This window comes from Lachnospira hominis (ex Hitch et al. 2025) (assembly GCF_040096395.1).
GTDB lineage: Bacteria > Bacillota > Clostridia > Lachnospirales > Lachnospiraceae > Lachnospira > Lachnospira hominis.
Genome location: NZ_JBBMES010000008.1, coordinates 54995 through 76571, shown reverse-complemented (window position 1 = coordinate 76571; position 21577 = coordinate 54995). Strand labels below are relative to the sequence as shown.

The following is a 21577-nucleotide window of genomic DNA, read 5'->3' as shown; positions in this document are numbered from 1 at the left end:
CTATTCACTATAATTCTTACTTACATATTCCTTAATTGCCTCGCTGTCCTCAGGCATACGGCATCCGACAATATACTCACCATCATTGTTTGAACATCTGATTACACAGCCTTCAAGCGGCTTATCACCTATAACTGCAAAATCTTCAACTTCTGCTGTGATGTTTTTATTTTTCATGCTCTCAAATATATTATCATTAACTACAAATGCAAATCCATTTGCACTTATATTAACCATATGTCCATTGTATGAGTCTGCTCTTCCGTCAATTCTTATAACACATTTGTTATCAAATGGCATTCTTGGATATTTTCTTCTGTTATATACCTCAGGATTTGTCTGGATATTAAGCCTGTACTGACCCTTTTCTGCCGGCTTTGAATTGCGTACCGCAATGTCTTTCCAACAGTATAATACATTTTCAACAACAATCTGGAGTCTGCAAAGCTGAGGCTTTCCAACGTCGTCCTGAACTATCCGGACATCTTTATCAAGCGTTACAAATATATCATTGTTCTTACATTCAACAACTTCACCGGTATATTCTTTTCCTCCGCTTATGTCTGTATTCAAAACAAGCGAAATCTTCATGCCGCTCTTTACATCCTGAACACCCATAAATCCGCCAACACCAAGTTCCTCCATAAGTTCGCCGACAACACTTTCAATATCCAATGCACTTTTAGCACTTAATTCATATTTGCTGAGCATTGTTTTTGTTGTCTGTTCAGCCTCATTAATACTCTGTGTCATAATATGCATAACTTCGCCAACATGATTCATATTTTCAGTAAGCGTTTTATTAGAGGATTCTACTTCTTTGACAGCACTGTCAACAATCTTAATATTTTCACCAAGCGTAGATGCGTCGTTGGTAATATCTGTCACACTCTTATTTACATATGCCATCTTATCAATATTAAGCTGTATTAACTTTACAGTTTCTGTTATTGACTCCATCATCTTCTCTGATGTTTCTTCAAGATGCGAAAGTGCTTCCATAATACTGTTAGATGACTCTTTTGTTCCACTGCTCAGATTTCTTATCTCATCAGCTACAACAGCAAAACCCTTTCCGGCTTCACCTGCTCTTGCTGCCTCAATTGAGGCATTGAGTGCAAGAAGGTTTGTCTGGCTTGAAATGCTTTCAATAGTACCTGTCTCTTCTTTTACACTGTTGAAATCCGCCTTGAAATCTTTAAGTATTTTTTCAACATCTTTTGAGAGAACTGCCATTTTATTGGTTACTTCAACAACTTCTTTTAATTCATTCTCACTTGTATTAGCATGCTCAACAGAAGCCCCGATAAGTGTGACAACTTCATTCATAAGGTCAGCAACATCCTTAACCTATGTGTCAATAACCTTAGTCATCTCCACTGATGAAATTGTCTTATCATTAAGAATTTCATTATTTGAGGCAAGTGTTTTCATGTCTTTTACAACATTATCCGCACCTTCTTTATTCTCATCCGCAAGTTCTCTTACGACAGTAACACCGTCAACTATGGAATTGCTTGCATCCTTAACCTGTTCAACCGTCTTTACAACTCTTGCAAGATTTGCCTTAATCGAAGCCGTAAGTGCACCATCCGATTCAATAAGATGCTTAATAGAACTGTCAGTACAGAAAAAGCAGCACAGAATCATCGCAAACTGCAATGCACACTCCGCACTTGACACAAAATCCATCATGCCTTTTGCAAAACCGTTATACATATTGCTAGATATAAGAACAAACAAAGTCATCCACATCATAGACTTTATATACTTCGGATCTTTGTAAAGAATCATCATTGAAATCAAAGGCATTACGAACACAAATGTTATCTGACTAAGAGAAGTCCATGTTATAACGGCATAAAACAACAGATATCCTACTCCCAGGAACCACTTATACTTATTGCTGTCATTACCTCTTATAATCAGATATACCGCACCGCTTATATAAAGCAGCCATCCTGTTATTGTAAATGCAAGAAACCTGCTAAGTTCCACATCACCTGACGGAATCTTCACACCATAATAAACTGTTATAATCACTAATAAAATAAGCCATGTCAATCTGGCTCTCTTGTTTGCTTTAGCCCTGAAAAAGGACTCGTCGTACTCCTGCATACATTATCCTCCTGTTTCTCCGGTAAAATACCCCGTTTATTTAATTTCCATGTACAATAAAATTAAAAACCTCCAATATTCTCTCACACAAATATATTCATTATATTAACACATATATTGGATTATGTAAAACAAAAGCACTCTTTTTGCAAGATGTTTTTCAAAAGTCATTTTTGAATTCATAAATCATTCAAGAATTTTTCCATCTGTTGAAATAGTCACAACCTGCCATGGAATAAATTTTCCACTGTTTTTTAAAGCCATTTTTGCTGCATATTCAAGTCCGCCACAGCATGGAACTTCCATTCTCACAACTGTCACACTTGCAATATTGTTATTTGCAATAATCTCTGTCAGTTTTTCACTATAATCAACTGCATCAAGCTTAGGACAGCCTATAAGAGTAATCCTTCCACTCATAAAATCGCTGTGCATATTAGCATAAGCATAAGCCGTGCAATCAGCTGCAATCAGAAGATTTGCATTATTAAAATATGGCGCACGAACAGGAACGAGCTTTATCTGACAAGGCCACTGTCCAAGCTGCGACTGTGATATGCCTGAACTACAACATGCATTTTCACAGTTATCAGATACTTCTTTCTGCTCTTTTTCTTTTTGTGCTTTATTGGCAATAACTGCCTGCTCATCATATGCAGCCGCTTCTCTTTGCACAAATGTTATAGCTCCTGTCGGACATTCAGGCAGACAATCTCCTAGTCCGTCACAGTAATCATCCCGTAAAAGTTTTGCCTTGCCATCGACAAGACCTATCGCACCTTCATGACATGCATTGACACATGCACCACATCCGTTACATTTATCTTCATCAATATGAATAATTTTTCTAATCATGATATATTTCCTTCTTTCTTGTTTTTGTGAATTAAGCATACTATAATGGCTATAATAATTACGTTGTTATAACCACATTTGAAAAATAAAAGGAGTTTTTATGCAAATACCATCATTGCCTCTGTTTGCAAATATCAATGAAAACGAATGGAATTATCTTAGAGAACATAATATGTTAAAATTATCATCATATGCAAAAAATAACATAATTTTTCATATGGATGAACTTATAGATGAAATAGGAATAGTTATCTCAGGAATTGTAACAATTGAGAGTATTGACCTGTGGGGAAATAAATCCATTCTCAGCAATATTGCTTGTGGTCACGTTTTTGCAGAAACTTACTGCTTCTGTCGTGAACCACTTCAGGTCGAAGTTATCTCTGCCAGCAATACCGAGATTCTTTTCCTTAATATCAGCAGACTGTTTACACAATCAGATAACAACAACATTGCAAAAACACTCTCACAAAAAATCACAGGTAATATGCTCACCATTTCCATGCACAAAAACCTTATTTTATCAAACCGCATTTTTTGTACATCTCCCAAAACAGTCAGAAGCCGCCTGCTCATTTTTTTATCAAATGAATCAAGAAGAGTCGGCAGATCTGATTTTACAATACATTATGACCGCCAACAGCTCGCCGATTATCTTAATGTTGACCGCACTGCACTCTCCAAAGAACTTAGTAAAATGCGTGACGATGGTCTGATTTCATTTAAGAAAAATCAATTTTCAATAAAATCGCCGCTTCATGAATAGCATCTATTCCATTAACACTTTACTAATATATAATGATATACCAGGCTCAAATCTTGTTCCCTCCATGTACTTTATATCACTAATAATCTTTTCCGGTGTTTCACCCCTCATAACATGCCTGTCTGCATAATCTGCCACCGACAGGATTCTTGCAAGCACCGGTATTTCATTACCTTTAAGTCCTTCCACAAAGCCGGTTCCATCAAAACATTCACGGTGATACTTTACCGCCTGTGCAACATTAATTGTATCTTCAACCTGAAGCGTACTTAAAATCTCATATCCTTTTGTAACATATGTCTGATATACTGTATATTCATCATCCGTAAGGCTGTCTTTACGTATCAGTCTGTCCGGTATTCCCACCATGCCTATCTCATGCAGCAATCCTGCACTATATGCATATTCGCACATCTTTTCATCAAGCTTCTTCATCTGTGCAATCTGCCTGCAATACCCGGCAACCCTCACACAATGTTCCTTTTCTCCCGAAATCTTTGCATCAAGAGCATTAGTCATAGTATCCATAATTCTCATAGACATTGCATGAAGATGTTTATTTTCTTCTTCTATACGGATTTGCAGAATCTGCTTTCTTCTTCTTTTATCAACCCAGTACTTCTGAATAGCATACATAAGACAATATGAAATCAATATAATACACACATAAATATATGGAAACCTCAATGTAACATTATCACCATATATATGTCTTATTGACATCTTCCCATATGTCCTTGAACATATAAGAATGATTACCGAACATATTATATTGATAAAAAAACTATTACGTATTCCAAGTATAAATACCGCCACCGATGAAAAAAACAGTGGAAAAAATACGCTGAAATATCCGATACACGCATGGTAATATACAAAGAATACCGGGATGGCAATTATAATAAAAGCAGCAACATCAACCCATGTCCGGTAATTCTTACGTGAGACTGCAATATTTAATAAAAGCATTAAAATAATAGAAAATAATGCCATAATATAATCCGTGTCCACTCCATATATCAGCCCATTAGGAATACTTATAATCCATATAAAACAGAATACTATCTTCATCCATAATGCAAGATGTTCATCCTCATACCGGCACATTAATATATCAATAAAACCTGTACGTGTGTCTGTAAATTTTGCTTTGGTATCTCCCATATATTACAATATTATCCTGCCTTCCTTTATCAATCCGACAACAACCTGTGCAACATCTGCATCAAACTGTGTACCTGCCCCTTTTTCAAACTCACTGATTATATAATCTTTATCGCAATGTCTTCTGTAACATCTGTTGGAACTCATAGCATCTAATGAATCCGCAGCACTGATTATCCTTACAATATCCGGAATCTTATCACCTTTAATTCCATACGGATATCCTTTTCCATCAAATCTCTCATGATGATAAGCTGCTCCCATATCAGCCTGTGGAAGAAATTCAAGTCCTGCCAAAATCTCTTTACCCCATATCGTATGTTTCTTCATAAGCTCGTACTCTCCATCTGTCAACCTTGAAGGCTTGTTAAGCACTGCATCAGGAACCGCTATCTTTCCTATATCATGAAGAAGAGCACTCCTGTATATAATATCAATCTCTTCTTTTGTATAAGTCCTGCTCTTCATATTTTGTGCAATAAGTTCCGAATACTGTGCCACCCTCTTTGAATGCTGCTGTGTATACCCATCCTTTTCATCAAGCATACGGCTGATTGCCGTAACAGAATTAATCATCAGGACTTTCGTTCCCGCTACAGCTGACTGAACTTCTTTTTCAAGCTCATGCTCGTCATCAGCCTGTCTCATCTGATAATTCTTGTAGAATATATCCACGGTAATTACAACCAGACAGAATCCCCAGTAAAAAACAGGATAGAAAAAACGGTAATCCCTGCCATAATCATAATTAAATATATTGCCAAGCGGCGTCCAGAACGAAATTGTAATATATAGTCCATATATAACACACACAGGAACACCAAACTTCATTCCCAGTAAAATAAGTGTAATAACAGGAAGCAAAAGATACCATAATAAAGAAAATCCATCATTGGCTCCCATGAATATAATTGGCACAGCAAGAACCAGCAGAATAACTGCCGCAATCCTGCATACTCTGTATACATTCTTAAAATAATCTAATGCCCATACTGCCACCAGCGACACAGCTGCCACAAAAAATGTAGCTGCACCTATAATATACTTGCCGAGTCTTATATTCTCGACATCAATAAGAATCATGACAATTGCAAATACTGCCATAATCTTCTGAAGTGTTGCCGTATCAGCCTTTACGGACTTCTCATAGGCATATACGCGTTTTACTGTATCAAACGCTTCTGATAGTAATTTCATTAAACTTCACCCTGTCATCTTGTAAGTTAAACTTGTAATCCAATTCTATAAGTATTATATCATATGTATATTTTAATGTAAACAATTTATTTGCAACATATAGTTCGACATTTTTCAACATTTTATACAAATTTGTTGAAAATATTAGTTAGAACCCTTATAATTATAGTGCATATGATTTATGAATTTATTTTATCTAATAGGAGTATTTTATATGGATTATGATGAAAAATTATTTAAAGCGAAGGCCAATATAAAAGCCCAGAGAATATGGCTCGTATTCGCCCTTCTCCTCACTGCTAACTATGGTTCCGATGTATCTTCCGGTCTTTATCCGGTAAATAATTATATTATTTTTGTTATTTTGTGCTGGATACCTTTCTTTATTGGCGAAATTCTTCTTCGCATAAAAGGTAAAGATACAGATGCATATAAGTATAATCTGGTAATCGGATATGGCATTTTTTATACATTTTTATTATGTACTACTGAATCACCAATCGCTTTTACTTACATACTTCCTGTTACAAGCCTTCTTGTTTTATACAAGCAGCGTAAATTCATGGTTTACTGTGGAATAGCCAATACAGCCAGCATAATATTCAGTGCAGTCTACAGAGCCATGTTACTTGGATGCACAAGTGCTTCAGACATAAAAAACTACCAGCTTCAAGTATCATGTATTGTTTTGTGTTATATATGTTATGTAATGTCAATCAAACATCTCAACGAATCGGATGGTGCATTGACAGACAGCATTAAAGCTGATTTACAGCGGGTTGTAACAACTGTAGAAAAAGTAAAAACAGCAAGTAACACTATCATGGACGGCATCACTGTTGTACGCGAACTTGCTTCAGAAAATAAACATGGTTCAGATCTCGTACTTGATGGTCTCAACGAACTTACCGACAACAACAAACAGCTCCAGAACCACGCCTCATCTTCACTTGATATGACTACTGACATTAATTCCCAGGTTGAAAATGTTGCGGGACTCATCAATGAGATGGTATCTCTTACAGCTGAATCAGGTTCCCATGCCCAGACAAGTTCAACCGACCTTGAAAGTCTCGTAAAGACATCAAAAACAATGTCAGAATTATCAAACGATGTTGAAAATATTCTCACTGAATTTAAGAATGAATTTGAGACAGTTAAAGAAGAAACAAGCACTATCGATAATATTTCAAGCCAGACCAACCTTCTTGCTCTCAACGCTTCAATAGAAGCCGCGAGAGCAGGTGAAGCCGGCAAAGGATTTGCCGTTGTCGCTGAACAGATTCGTACTCTCAGTACAGAAACCAAATCATCTTCAGGGCAGATACAGGACGCACTTACACGTCTCTCAGAAATATCTGACAAGATGATGACTTCAATAGAACAGACAATCAAACTTATACAGGTTACTCTTGAAAAAGTTACTCTTACCGGTCAGAATGTTAATAAAATCAACGAAGATTCCGGCAAACTCGGTGAACATATCTCTGTAATCAATACAGCTATGAAAGAAGTTGAATCTTCAAATCATCAGCTTGTCGATAACATGGAAAAAGTATATAACATTGTCGATACAATGACAGGCTTCATCAATGAATCTGATGAAACAAGCAAGCGAATGGTAAGCAAATACGAAGAAAGTGCTTCAAATATCGATAACATCGAAGAAATAATTCAGGGACTTATGTGCGAACTTGGCATCGGCGGATTCATGGGAATTGACGATATCAAGCCCGGCATGAAACTGAGCCTATTTATTGATTCCGAAAATGGTAACATCAATGAATATCACGGCGAACTCCTTGAACAGAACAGTAACAGCATAAAGGTACGCCTTGATAATTCAATTAATGTAGCAAAAAATACACCTTGTAAAGTACAGGTAACTGTTGGTAATGTTCTTTACTGCTGGGATAAAGCTGCAATTAATCCTACATCAGGATTAATTGACGCCAGCAATTCAACTAATATATTAACAATAATAATAACTACACGTCCTAGTATTGTAAACAGACGTAAATATCCTCGTCTTGATATATCTAACAGATGTACTATTACAGTTAAAAAGACCGGTAAGACTTACTCCGGAAAGCTTGACAACATCAGTGCTAACGGATTTGCTTTCCTTTCTGATAATTCATTCTTTGCAGACAGCAAGGGTTCTGAAATCTCTGTACAGATTGAAAACTTCGACCTTCCTGGCAACTCAGTTCTTGAAGGTAAAATCATTCGTTCATCAGACAATGAAGGCATGTATATCGTAGGCTGCCAGATGCCTGCTGACAATTTAGCAATTAAAGATTACGTTGAAAAACACTTAAAATAAAATCTTGTTTAAAAAGAACAAATCCTGCTTTTACAGGCAGTGATTTGTTCTTTTTTTGTAAAAACTATTACGTTTGTTATTTTTCTAACAATTTTATTCAATTTTTCATTATTATGAGAAAATTTTTCACATCTTTTACAAAATTTTGTCCAATTATATTTGACAAGTTAAATATTTATTTATAAAATCAAATCATGTGGGATTTTCACAGTGCGTAGCCGCCCCACATTATTAAATTCAGATTGGAGAAGAATATGGGAATATTTACTGGTAAAACAGCCATCATTACAGGTGGCGGAAAAGCAAAATCAATCGGATATGGCATCGCTACAGCATATGCCAAAGAAGGTGCAAATCTTGTTCTTACAGGACGTAACGAACAAAAACTTATCGACGCAAAGGAAGAGCTTGAAAAACTCTATGGTGTTAATGTCCTTGCTGTTCAGGCAGATGTCAACTCAAATCAGGAATCAGAACAATCAGTAAAAAATGTTGTTGCAAAAGCAGTCAAAGAATTCGGAAGAATTGATGTTCTTATTAATAATGCTCAGGCTTCCGCATCAGGTGTGCCTCTTGCAGAACATACGCTTGAACAGTTTAATCTGGCTATATATTCGGGATTATATGCCGCATTTCTTTATATGCGTGAGTGCTATCCTTATCTTAAAGAAACGAAGGGGTCTGTAATCAATTTTGCATCAGGTGCCGGACTTTTCGGCAATGCCGGACAGGCTTCATACGCTGCCGCAAAAGAAGGTATCAGAGGACTTTCAAGAGTTGCCGCTACGGAATGGGGTAAAGACGGAATTAATGTTAATATCGTATGCCCTCTCGCTTTCACGGCACAGCTTGAGAATTTTAAAGCAGCTTATCCTGAGGCTTACGAAAAGAACTTAAAAGCTGTTCCTGCCGGTCGTTTCGGTGATCCTGAACAGGACATCGGACGCGTATGCGTACATCTTGGTTCACCTGATTTCAAATATATGTCAGGCGAAACTATCACGCTTGAAGGCGGACTCGGTCAGAGACCTTAATAACAGTAACAATAACCGTAATTAATCATAATAATAACCGGTTAAATCGAAAAACACCGTACCACATACTTGTGATACGGTGTTTTTCACATTTCAAATAATTACAAAATACATTTTTGTATTATTTTACTTATCTTCTTTTTTCTTCTTTGAAGAAACTGCAACATATACGATACCTGCAACGGCAATTACCATAACGACAATTAAAGGAACAAGAACTTTCATTACTCTGTCACCTGTATCAGGTGTTGTAATTGATGTGTCACTTCCTGCCGGTATATCTGTTCCGTTATCAGCAGCATTTGTATATTTAAGGAAGTTGCCTAAGTTGATTGAACCATCTTCATTTCTCTGAACTGCTTCAATTCCACCAAGGAGATAATCCTTGAATTCAGCGAGGCTTACAAAGTTAGCTGCTGTAAGTTCAACACCATCAGCATTAACAGATTTACCTGTTTCTTTGTCATATAAGAAATTGCTTGATGATTTAATCATATTCATAATATCAGCTTCTGCATCTTTTTCTGTTGATGTAAGAGCTGCAAGTGTTTCCTCATTTTCCCATGAGTTATCTGCAAATGACTTGAAGTTTTCAACTACAAACTGTGCAGTTGCACCTGTATATGTGTGAAGTTCAAGGTTTGAACCTCCGTTGTTGTAACCTGTACAGTTAATGTACTCGCCCATTGGGTCACTGTTGTTTGTGAAACCGTTAGCTGCATTACCAAATGAGTAGCTGTTGTAAATCTTATGATTTACGGCGATACCGCTGCCGCCCATCTTGAAGCCGTTACCGTCACCCTTTGTCTTAACGAGCTTGCCATCTTCAATTACATAACCATTAGCATAACATACTGAATCATAGATTTCTACTTCACCGATTGCACCAGTACCGCTCTTTGAGAATAAATCCCAACCATCATCTGCGTTATATGCAGCTACGCAGTACTTAAATACGTTACCAACACCACATGTAAGCTTTGCAGCAAATCCATCGGCATTATTGTCTGACTTATCTCTGTTGTTGTAAGCATTACAGCTTATAATCTGGTTGTATGAAGGCCAGTCTTTCTGTTCTGTAGCACCATCAGTTCTTGAAATTGAAAGACCTGAATTAGTATGTCCTGCAAAATCACAGTTCTTTAATATATTATGATTACCACCGACTCTTACGCCGCCGCCGTTAAGGAATTTAATTCCCTCAACATACCAGTAATCACCAGAAACATCAAATGTATTTCCTGTAGCTTTACCATCATTACCTGCAAAATCAAATACTACATCTTCTGTATTATCAGGGTCAGCCACAAGCATCTTCATATCTTTAGATGTACCATTGTTATATTTCTTAATAGCTACAGATGATGAAAGGTTATATGTGCCACCCTTTACATATATAGCCTGACCTGCCTGACAGAATGTAAGAGCTGTCTGAATATCAAGTGGATTCTCGACTGTACCATTACCTGACTTGCTGCCGCCAGCAGCGACATAAAGCGGTGTTTCTACTGCTGCATATATTTTTCTTACTACTGTATTGTTCTGTGTAATAGTATCCTTAGGATTAATATTCTGGGTTGCATCAGGCTCAAACTGAATCTGGAACTTGTTATTGCCTACTGTAAGTTTTGTAGGATATGAATATGTACCAGCTTCAACTACCTGCTGGCTTGCAAGTGTCTTTCCATCCTGCTTTACAGTAAGAAGACCCTTTGTATTAACTGTCACTTTGTATTCATAATCTTCATCTGCTGTCTCTCTTAATGAAGCCTGTGTTACAGTAGGTTTTGTTGCATTTACAGGTGCAAATGTCTGTGGTGCATCAGCCGCACTTGATGTAATCTTAACATCAATATCATTTGAATTAACTTCAATCTTAGCTCCACGGGATGCCATAAAACCTAAGTACATCTTATTGCCTTCAATCTTTTCAAATGTGTCAGCAGGAAGATACCATGTCTTACTTCCGTCAATTTTGTTTACTGCATTTCCGGCTTCATCTAACATTGTAGCATATACGCCTGTATTATCTTTTTTAAGTGTAAGTGTAAATGTCTTAGGAGCAGCTTCTGTTACTTTCTCAGATTTACCCTTATTTACAAGTGTATAATTTACTTTTCCGCTTGCATCGTCTGCTGAAGCAACGCCGTATCTTCCGAATACATTAAACGCACCATAATATCCGCCGACTGACATTGCATTAGAACAGTAAATTGATGAATCTCCGTCAGGTCCGATAGAATCTCTTACCATAATACCGAAACCTTCCTGATTATCAGTTGATTTCTTTGTTATAAAGTAATCAACTTTTATCTTTGCTTTAATTTCAAAATTATCTTTTGTAGGGTCAAGTACTGTATAATAATATGATATACCATCCTGTCCATCATCGGTACACTTACCTACGCCCTCTTTAGCTTCTACAGTAATTGTCTTTGAACCATCTTCATTGTCCGTTACAGTTGCTTTTTCTGCATTTGCTGTAGACTGTCCGAATGTTACCGCATTCCACTCAAGGTCATTATATTTGTAATCAATCTTATCTCTTACAGCTGCTGTAAATTCTGTAGAAAGTGCTTTGCCATCAACTTCAGCACTTACAACAATCTTATATTCGCCTGCTTCGTCTTTGTTAAATGCTGATGAATCTACCTTAGGTGATTCAACTTTAACTTTTTCTTCGCTGTCATATACAGCATATACCTGAAGACCGTCAGCTGAGAAATCCTCACCCTTTAAATATGTTGTCTTATCAGGAATCTTTGTAACTTCAAGTGACTGAACTGTTCTCTCTATAACTTCAAGCGTATACTCGGCTGTCTTTCCACCATATGTAACTACATATGTATACTTACCTGTCTTTGTTGTATCAAGAGCATCACCCTTTGCCTCAACAGCAAATCCTGCTGACAATACTTTTGATGAACCGTCAGAATATTCTGCTGTTACCAAAACACCGTCTCTGTAAGCATCAACATCATAAACAACATCTTTATAAAATGTTGTTCTGTTTGGACCAGCAAGTTCAATCTTAGTAACCTTTGCATCAGAAACATTTACATCAAATTTATATTCTTTTGTAACATCTCCGTGTGTATGTGCGATTGTTACCTGTGTCTTGCCTGCCTTAGAAAAATCATAAGAAACAGTTGTATCTGCATCACCTGCGGCAATCAGATCCTGTAATTTCTTAGTCACACCACTGTTATATACAACATTTCCTTCAAGACCTGTAAGGTCAATACTCTCATCTAAGAGATAATCTGTCTTGATTGGATTGTAATCAACTTTAATATCTGTAACTACTTCTTTTATTACTTTTACAGGAATTTCAATCTTTGTACCAAAGTAATCAAGCACAATCTTACCGCTATCTGTTATCTCTGAAAAATCAGGTACTTCTATACGGCAGTCTTTTGCTGTGATTGTCTTTTCAACACCACCGAGTGTTACATTTGCCGAAAATCCTGCAAGGTCAATATCATTGTATGTATTTTCCTGGATATACTCCTGTTTTGAAGGCTTAGTAACATCTTTTACAACTACATCTGAATTAGTATCTGTAACTGTAAGTGTTGTATCCTTAAATGTTGCCTTAGCCAATCTTGATGTAAATACACCAACATACATTGCGTCGCCTGTGAATATCTCAGAAGCTTTTCCTTCTTTGTATACAACTCCATCCTTTGAAAGGATTAAGCTGTCACCGATTTTCTGGATTGCAAGGTCATATGTCTTGCTGGTTTCAACTTTTGATTCACTAAGAGAACCAACATTACCTGTACCTGTATGCCATGTTCCGGCACATTGGGTATTTACCTTGTTTATTGATGCTGTAACTTCACCTATTGTTGCATTAACGAGTGGAGCAGCATCACCTGTATTTTCATGTTCGCCAACAGCAGCTCTTGCCATAAGACCCATACCCTGCTGATTTGTAACAGCAAATGAATCTACTGTCATCTTTGTTGTGATAGTAAAATCTTTGCCATTCTCAATTTTGTAATAAAGAAAATCAATTCCTTCATGGTCTTTTGCTATCTTACCCTTGTTTCCTGATGATTCAAGTGTAACACTGCCATCTGAATTCTCTTTAATTGTATTATTTGCAACGGCTGTACTGTTACCAAAAACAGACCATGTCCAGCCCTTCCATGTTCCGTCAGCCACTTCTTTGCCGCCTTCAAAAGCTGTTGCGGCGTTTGCTTTCTGAATAAGCATGCTTGTAGGCATAACAGAAAGCACCATGAGTGCTGCAAGAACTAAAGACAATACTTTCTTGCCTTTCTTGAACTTCATAACTCTTTCCTCCTTTTTATACATTCCCCAAAAAAATGCAATAACGCACTCAATTGTACATGATGCACAACTTTCATGCGTATGACTATTATTTCAAGAAATATTGTGCATAGATTGTACTATATAATCTGATATCAGACCACTCATTTTTTTATTCCAAACCTCTAAAGTACAGTTTTTTTATCCTTTTACAAAAATCTTTTGCAAATTATCTATTTCTTTTTGTTATTTCTATATTAAAAATGCTTCCCGAACACAACAAAAAATGATGCACACGCTTTACCCCTAAGCATGTGCATCATTTTTAATTTTCACGTTCTAAACAAACCCACAATACGTATTTTCAATTTCAAGAATTTAACTTCTCTTTCTTGAACGAGCCTGTGCAAATAATACATACGCTGCACCAAGCATTGCTGCTGCCATTAATGACATCATCATTACAACTGCCATCATACCCATATCACCTGTATTTGGTGATGAACCTTCTGCAGCTGGTTTTTCTGCTTCAGGTGCTGCTGGCTGATTATTATCTGTGTTGCCAGGTGTTACAACTGTTTTAGCTGCATCTTCATATACAATTGCATATGTTGAGAACTTATCAGTCTTGAATGTAATTAAACCTGTCTCTTCATCAAATACACAGTTCTCTTTATCAATAACAGTAACTTCACCATCATGAACTCTTATAATTTTGTATGTTCTTGTCTTAGAATCATCTTTGTTAATAAGTTCTTCCGGTACCTGAACCTTTAATGTTATTTCTGAATTAAATTCAGCCTTAACTGCTGCATTACTGCCAACCTGTTTTTCAATTGTGATATCAAATACTTTTCCAACAACACCATTATTAACAAGTGAAGAAATCTTTGTATCTATAAGCTCCTTATCTCCCGCCTTAACTTCATCTTTTACAACAATATTAAATTTAATATCAGCACCGGCTTTAACAGCTTCTTTTTCTTCATCTGTAAGCTTAACTGATGATGCGATTTCCTTTACAGTATCTGCATCATTTTTAATTGCTGGTGCATCACCCTTAACTTCAACATCTGCGTTTGGCTTATCAGGTGTTGGTTCTGGGTCTGGTGTTGGAGGTGTAAGCTTATCAATAACAGCTTCTTCCATTACATGTCCGCAGACTGTACATTCTTTGTGCTTGCTTCCTGCTTCTTCTTCTGTTGCTTCCTTGTCTACTATCCACTCACCTGCTGTATGTAATGCCTTAATATCAATTTTTGCAGCGTCTTCTGCTGTAAGAATTGTAACGCCTTCTGCTCTTGCTGATGTATCAACTGCTGTTCCATCAGGTGTATGTGTATTATATTCATAATAATGAGCATCTTTTACTTTTGCATTCATATCTTTGTAAGCAACAGGATCAATCATATTTGCAGACTCAACTTCTGTGTTAAGCCATGTAACTGTTCCTGCTCCCCATGCACGTGCAAGAATATTCTTTGACGTAGCTTTGAGACCGGTTGATGATGTTGTAACAATCTTACAATTGTTAAATATATATCCATGCTTACCCTTTGCCTTAGAAGCAACAATGTAACTTGCTACTGCTTCCATATCGCTGTAGCTGTACATGCTTAATGTACATTCGTCAAATACAGGATTACCGTCACCACAGATATAATCAGTAGTTCCCTCAATTACACAGTTTTTAAAATATGAAACTTCCTGTGCATCACCTGTATAAACAGTATCCTGACTGCTAAGGAACTTACAATCCTTATATTCTGTATCGTCAGCCTGGATATAGATAACTGCTGCTCTCTCTTTAGCTGCTTTAGAACGAACATCAATATTTTCTGTTGTTCTGGCCGTACATGCAGGAGCTACATTCTTATCTGCACCATCTGCAAGTTCTTCCTGTGTGAGATATCTGTTAAGAGAATTTTCAAATGTAATATTCTCAGCTTTGAATCCCTTTGCATTTGCAAAAAGATTTACCGTTGAACCCCAATGTCCCGGATTCTGCTCAACTGCTGTCTTATAATATTTATCAACTGCCCATGCTTCATCATAATATGAACCATTTTTTCCATCAGTTGTTTTCTTTGCACTATAATAAGAGAATCCAACGCCATAATACCATGTGATTGTTGAACCACTCTCTTTTGCACTCTTAATTGTTATATTAGGAGTATCTACTATTACCTGCTCTCTGTATAAATCATCAGTAAGGACAACTGTTACTCTCTCATCCTTACTTCTTTCCATTCTTGCAATATACTTAACTGCATCTGCAATCTTTTCAAACTTCTGACCTGCACCTACCTTAACTTCTGCTTCATAAGCAACTGCTGATGTATCTTCAGGTGCATTAAGATATACGTCATTAGACACTGCTGTATTACCAACACTTACATGATCATATGCTGTATATCCTTCACATTCAACAGATGTCTCATATTCACCTGCACGAAGCTTTACACTATATGATTTTCCTGAAACATCAAAAGTATATGTGTAATCAGGAGTATCCATATTCTTAAATGTTATCTTTGTCACATTAGCATTCTTCTTATCAGAAGTAACAAATGAACCTTTAACATCAACAACCGGCTTCTTTGATGCATTAATTGCAACATCTGAATATTTGCCTTCGGCCTTATTAATTTTTTCTGTTACTTCATAATCATCTGCATTTTTAATTACAACTGCATAATCCTTATCAGGAACAATATATTCCTGTGCATATGTATAATTACCATCAGCTGTCTTTGTAAGTGATAATGTTACTGTATCAAGGGATGTATCATCAGGTACTAATTCTACAGCAACATCACCTTTTAATGCAGCATCAGGCACTCCTGTAAATGTACCTGCTACTGTGGCTACCGGTGCTTCAACAGCTTTAAGATTAACTTCTGCAGCCGCTGAATTACCTGTAAGGGTAAATTTATTAGCATCATTTGTATCATCAACTTTAGAGCCTGCCTTTGTAATTACTGCAACATAATTAGTATTACCGGCTATTCTCTTTAATACTGCTGTATACTTTCCTGAAGCATCAATATCAGCAATAACAACTGCTGCTTTATCATTATCAAGATTCTTGAACTTAATGCTCTTAACTCCTCTTTGTACAGCATTTTCAACTGTACCGCTTACTGTGACAGAATTAATCGGATTATATTCATCAATTGTAATAGTCTTTGCTTTAATATCACCATTAGAAACTAATGCAAGATATTTCTTTCCTTCAACTGTTCTGATATAATCGTCAATATCGTCAACTGTAACAGTTGTACCCTTTGATGACATTGCAACATTATATGTAGTATCTTTAGTATTATCACCAAAAATTACAAGTCTGTCCGGCTTATCACCATTACAAGTCATTGTAACAGTGGCCTTTGTTGTATCATCCTTAATCGGAAAATATAATACATTTCCGTTACGGAATCTTAATGTTCCATCATTACTTACTCCTGAACCTGCTGTCTTTCCTAAAATAATTCCATAATTATCCGGAAGAACTGCTCCTACAGTTGCAACATTACTCCACTTTCCTGACTTAGTGAAGTCATACGTAGTTGTTGTCTTTGTAATCTCAGGTTCTGCAGCTTTTACACTTAAAAGCCCTGTCAGACCTGAAGGCATTGCTGTCACAGCAAGCAATGCTGTAAGAACAACAGCCATAACTCTTTTTAATGAACGAAATTTCATTAATAAAGCCCTCGCTTTCCCTTTTTTTACATAGCTTTTACAAAGCTTTTGTAATGACAAGGCTATCACACTTATACCAAGTGTTCTACCTATTTTTAGAGGAAGTTAGTATTGATTACAGTTTTTTTTAGGTTTATAATATAATATATTACAAAGCAACAAAAAAAGCTGTTGTATAATTTAGTCATTTTTAACAAAACAATTAAGATCACTCTGTGCAATTTTTCAAATTCAGCACATCAGCCGCATTTACATTTATAAAATAAAAGGAGGACTTATGGCTTCACCAAACAGATTTGAAATATCAGAACAGACACATAGTGCTAATTTTGCAATGTATAACTTTCATTCCCATTCATGGTATGAAATTTTTTATCTGCAATCCGGACAATGCACATTTTATATACAGGACAAGACATATCTGATGAAAGAAGGCGATATTGCAGTTATCCCTCCTGATATCCCTCACAAAACAGCATATCTTGCAGAAGTAAATAAAAGATTATGCATAGAATTTTCCGCAAACTACATACAGCCTGTTATTTCCATGTTCGGAAATGAAACTCTTGACAGCCGGCTCTTTACAGTTCTTCATAATAGCACAGAAAACACGGCTTTTCTTGATTCGCTTATCCTTAATATGATAAATGAACATAAACAGCGTGATTATATAAGCCCTGCATTTTTAAATGTTTATTTTCAGGAATTTATACTGCGTCTCATGCGTGGAAGTATCCCACTTGACGGACGCACGATTGATTTTAACAACTCAAGCAATACAATGCAGCTTGCCGTTGATTATATTAATGAGAATTTTCAGAGCCGGCTCACACTCTCAGATATTGCAGAATGTTTTCATCTGAATCCGTCATATTTTTCAAAGAGATTTAAGACGGTAATCGGAACCGGCTTTAAAGAATACATCAATAATCTGCGTATAACAAAATCAGAAAAAATGCTGCTTGAGACTAATAAAAATATTACAGAAATTGCGTTTGAATGTGGATTTGAAAACAGTAATTATTATGGAGATGCATTTAAACAAAAAAATGGCGTTTCACCTACCGAGTACCGGAAACTTAAAGGAAATATCAAATAAAAATATACAATTTTATTCTTGACACATTACTTCTGCAATGATAATATTTTACAAAACATGGTTCTTGAATAATATTTTTTGAACCGTATATAATTAAATATGACTGTTATTTTATTATCAATATCAGGGAGTAGTCCACATCTTAACTAATATAGATGTTGTGCCGTTCGTCATCCCGCTGCTTACAGCCGGTCGGCACACTTATGGTGACAAGACTTTTATTGCATATGTATATATGATGTATAACTATTGTATACATCTATGTATTTGTGCAATAAAAGTCTTTTTTTATACTCTTTTTTGATATGTAATAAAAATGTAACTTGCAGCCATAGCCGCAAAGAAAGGAGTTTTATGAAAACAAAAAATTATTGGTCTCTTGCATCTGCTGATATTATCAGTAAACTTGGCTCAAGTCCGGACGGACTTAGCAGTAATCATGCCAGACAGCTCCTGCTTGAAAAAGGAGAAAATGTACTCGACGAACAGAAACCCGACAGCATTATAAAAGTGTTTTTCAGCCAGTTTTGTGACCTTTTAATAGTAATACTGCTTATCGCTGCACTTATTTCTATGTTTTCAGGTAATATTGAAAGTACAATTGTAATATTTCTGGTTCTCATAATGAATGCGGTCTTAGGAACAATCCAGCATGTCAAAGCACAGCGTTCACTTGAAAGCCTGAAACAGCTCTCATCACCTTCAGCAAAAGTCATACGTGACGGCAGCGTAATGGAAATTCATTCAAAAGACATAGTTCCCGGCGATATTATAATGCTTGAAGCCGGTGACTTAATCGTTGCCGACTGCCGTATCATAGAAAGTTTTTCCCTGCAGGTAAATGAAAGTGCTCTCACAGGTGAATCTGCCAATGTTGACAAATTTAATGATATCCTCAGTAATGACACGCCTCTGGCCGACCGCACAAACATGGTCTATTCCGGCAGCCTGGTAACTTACGGCAGAGCCAAAGTAATCGTCACATCAACCGGAATGGATACTGAAATCGGAAATATCGCAGGTCTTATGAATTCAGTTAAAGAAAGAAAAACTCCTCTTCAGATCAGCCTTGATGATTTCAGCAAAAAACTTGCCATAATGATTATGGTTATATGTGGACTGGTATTTGCCTTATGTCTTGTGCGTAAAATGCCTATGCTCGATTCAATGATGTTCGCTGTTGCACTTGCAGTTGCTGCTATTCCTGAAGCATTAAGTTCTATCGTTACAATCGTCCAGGCTATGGGAACACGCAAAATGGCAAAAGAAAATGCAATTATTAAACAATTAAAAGCTGTTGAAAGTCTTGGCTGTGTATCCGTAATATGCTCTGATAAAACAGGCACACTTACACAGAATAAAATGACTGTGCAGAATATCTACATCAACTCCGAAGAAATATCACCTGAACAGCTTGACATTTCCCTGCCGCTTCACCGGTATCTTCTTTATGATGCAATACTTACAAACGATTCATGCATAACCGATGGCAAATGTATTGGAGATCCTACTGAATCGGCACTCCTTGAAATGTTAAAAAAAGTACCTTTTGACGGTACTGACAACTCATTTAATGAAAATCACATACGCAATCACATGCAGCGTATTGAAGAACTGCCATTTGACTCTGTAAGAAAGCTGATGAGCACCAAATACTATATTCACAATGTTCCTACTGTTCTCACAAAAGGTGCAGTGGATGTACTGTTAGACCGCTGCAGCTTTATACGTGATAATGATGGCGTCCGCAAAATAAATAGCAGCGATATAGATTCTATAAAACAGCAAAATGAAGTTTTTTCAAGAAAAGGCCAGCGTGTCCTTGCTTTTGCATACAAAGAATGCCATGAGCCACTTAATTTTGAGAATGAAAATGACTTTATTTTTATCGGTCTTATATCAATGATTGACCCGCCGCGTCCAGAGGCAGTGCAAGCGGTAAAAGATGCACGCCGTGCCGGAATAATGCCAGTTATGATTACCGGCGACCATAAAATAACTGCCACTGCAATCGCCGAAGCTATCGGAATATTCAGGCAGGGTGACATTGCTGTAACAGGAAGTGAGCTTGATTCAATGAGCGATGAAGAACTTGATTCAAAGCTTGAAAAAATAAGTGTTTATGCCCGTGTATCACCTGAAAACAAAATTCGTATTGTTGAAAGATGGCAGAACAAAGGTCGTATTGTTTCAATGACCGGCGATGGTGTAAACGATGCACCGGCACTTAAAAAGGCTGATGTAGGTGTTGCCATGGGAATTACAGGTACGGAAGTTTCCAAAGATGCTTCCGACATGATTCTTGCTGATGATAATTTTGCAACTATTATAAAAGCAGTGACAAACGGCAGATGTGTTTACCGCAATATCCGCAATGCAATACTGTTTCTTTTATCAGGAAACATGGCAGCCATACTCGCTGTACTGTATACATCAATTGCCGGTCTTCCTGTTCCTTTTGCTCCTGTACAGCTTCTGTTCATTAATCTGCTCACAGATTCGCTTCCGGCAATCGCAATTGGAATGGAACCGGTTGACGACTCACTGCTTGATGAAAAACCGCGTGATCCTTCACAGGGAATACTCACAAAATCATTCCTTTTCAGGATTATTGGTCAGGGATTTCTTATTGCAATCGCAGTAATGACAGCTTATTATCTGGGATACAACAATTCCGTTTTTGCACAGGACGCACAAACAGCAGCCAATCCTGCACTTGCAATGACTATGGCATTTGCAACGCTCACTCTTGCAAGACTTTTTCATGGTTTTAACTGCCGCACTGACAAACCAATTTCAAAAGCAGGACTTTTCTCGAATATTTACAGCGTAAGTGCCTTTTGTGCCGGTGTATGCCTGCTCATCATGGTATTAGCCATCCCGTTTCTGGGAACACTGTTTTCTGCTGTAACTCTTTCAAAGATGCAGCTGCTTCAAATTATAATTCTTGCTTTTGTTCCTACAATGACTATACAGATTTTAAAATCTGTCTCATATATGATTAAAAATCACTGATAAAAACAGGACTGTTGCTTTGA

Annotated in this window: 12 protein-coding genes; 5 read left to right on the top strand and 7 right to left on the bottom strand. The window is 36.8% G+C overall.

Annotated features, from left to right (window positions below):
- From WMO38_RS08855 to WMO38_RS08845, 3 genes are all read right to left on the bottom strand, one after another.
- Complete coding sequence (locus WMO38_RS08855) at positions 1-1329, bottom strand: methyl-accepting chemotaxis protein (protein WP_349162293.1); 1329 nt, start codon at positions 1327-1329, stop codon at positions 1-3.
- A gap of 21 nt (positions 1330-1350) precedes the next feature.
- A complete protein-coding gene (locus WMO38_RS08850) occupies positions 1351-2118 on the bottom strand; it encodes a hypothetical protein (RefSeq protein ID WP_349162292.1) in 768 nt (255 codons plus the stop codon).
- A 186-nt stretch (positions 2119-2304) separates the two neighbouring features.
- Positions 2305-2973: an ATP-binding protein gene (locus WMO38_RS08845; protein ID WP_186836022.1), complete on the bottom strand. Its 669-nt coding sequence runs from the start codon at positions 2971-2973 to the stop codon at positions 2305-2307.
- 100 nt (positions 2974-3073) lie between these two features.
- On the opposite strand from WMO38_RS08845, the gene WMO38_RS08840 reads away from it, so the two are divergent.
- Positions 3074-3739: a Crp/Fnr family transcriptional regulator gene (locus WMO38_RS08840; RefSeq protein WP_349162290.1), complete on the top strand. Its 666-nt coding sequence runs from the start codon at positions 3074-3076 to the stop codon at positions 3737-3739.
- A 3-nt stretch (positions 3740-3742) separates the two neighbouring features.
- Here WMO38_RS08840 and WMO38_RS08835 read toward each other — a convergent pair whose 3' ends face one another.
- Together WMO38_RS08835 and WMO38_RS08830 are read right to left on the bottom strand one after the other, a co-directional pair.
- A complete protein-coding gene (locus tag WMO38_RS08835) occupies positions 3743-4903 on the bottom strand; it encodes an HD-GYP domain-containing protein (RefSeq protein WP_349162289.1) in 1161 nt (386 codons plus the stop codon).
- Between the two features lie 3 nt (positions 4904-4906).
- Positions 4907-6100, bottom strand: a complete 1194-nt coding sequence (locus WMO38_RS08830) for an HD-GYP domain-containing protein (protein ID WP_349162288.1) — start codon at positions 6098-6100, stop codon at positions 4907-4909.
- A gap of 214 nt (positions 6101-6314) precedes the next feature.
- On the opposite strand from WMO38_RS08830, the gene WMO38_RS08825 reads away from it, so the two are divergent.
- Both WMO38_RS08825 and WMO38_RS08820 read left to right on the top strand, forming a co-directional pair.
- Positions 6315-8426 (top strand): methyl-accepting chemotaxis protein, encoded by a 2112-nt coding sequence (locus WMO38_RS08825; protein ID WP_349162287.1) that lies wholly within the window; start codon positions 6315-6317, stop codon positions 8424-8426.
- A gap of 254 nt (positions 8427-8680) precedes the next feature.
- Positions 8681-9460: an SDR family NAD(P)-dependent oxidoreductase gene (locus WMO38_RS08820; protein ID WP_349162286.1), complete on the top strand. Its 780-nt coding sequence runs from the start codon at positions 8681-8683 to the stop codon at positions 9458-9460.
- 126 nt (positions 9461-9586) lie between these two features.
- Here WMO38_RS08820 and WMO38_RS08815 read toward each other — a convergent pair whose 3' ends face one another.
- Together WMO38_RS08815 and WMO38_RS08810 are read right to left on the bottom strand one after the other, a co-directional pair.
- Complete coding sequence (locus WMO38_RS08815) at positions 9587-13759, bottom strand: right-handed parallel beta-helix repeat-containing protein (RefSeq protein ID WP_349162285.1); 4173 nt, start codon at positions 13757-13759, stop codon at positions 9587-9589.
- Between the two features lie 357 nt (positions 13760-14116).
- On the bottom strand, positions 14117-17440 hold the full coding sequence (locus WMO38_RS08810; protein ID WP_349162284.1) for a pectinesterase family protein: 3324 nt from the start codon (positions 17438-17440) through the stop codon (positions 14117-14119).
- Between the two features lie 277 nt (positions 17441-17717).
- Here WMO38_RS08810 and WMO38_RS08805 point away from each other — a divergent pair, with 277 nt between their 5' ends.
- Positions 17718-18539, top strand: coding sequence for an AraC family transcriptional regulator (locus WMO38_RS08805; RefSeq protein WP_349162283.1), 822 nt, complete (start codon positions 17718-17720; stop codon positions 18537-18539).
- A 354-nt stretch (positions 18540-18893) separates the two neighbouring features.
- Complete coding sequence (locus tag WMO38_RS08800) at positions 18894-21554, top strand: cation-translocating P-type ATPase (RefSeq protein ID WP_349162281.1); 2661 nt, start codon at positions 18894-18896, stop codon at positions 21552-21554.
- The last annotated feature ends 23 nt before the right edge of the window (positions 21555-21577 follow it).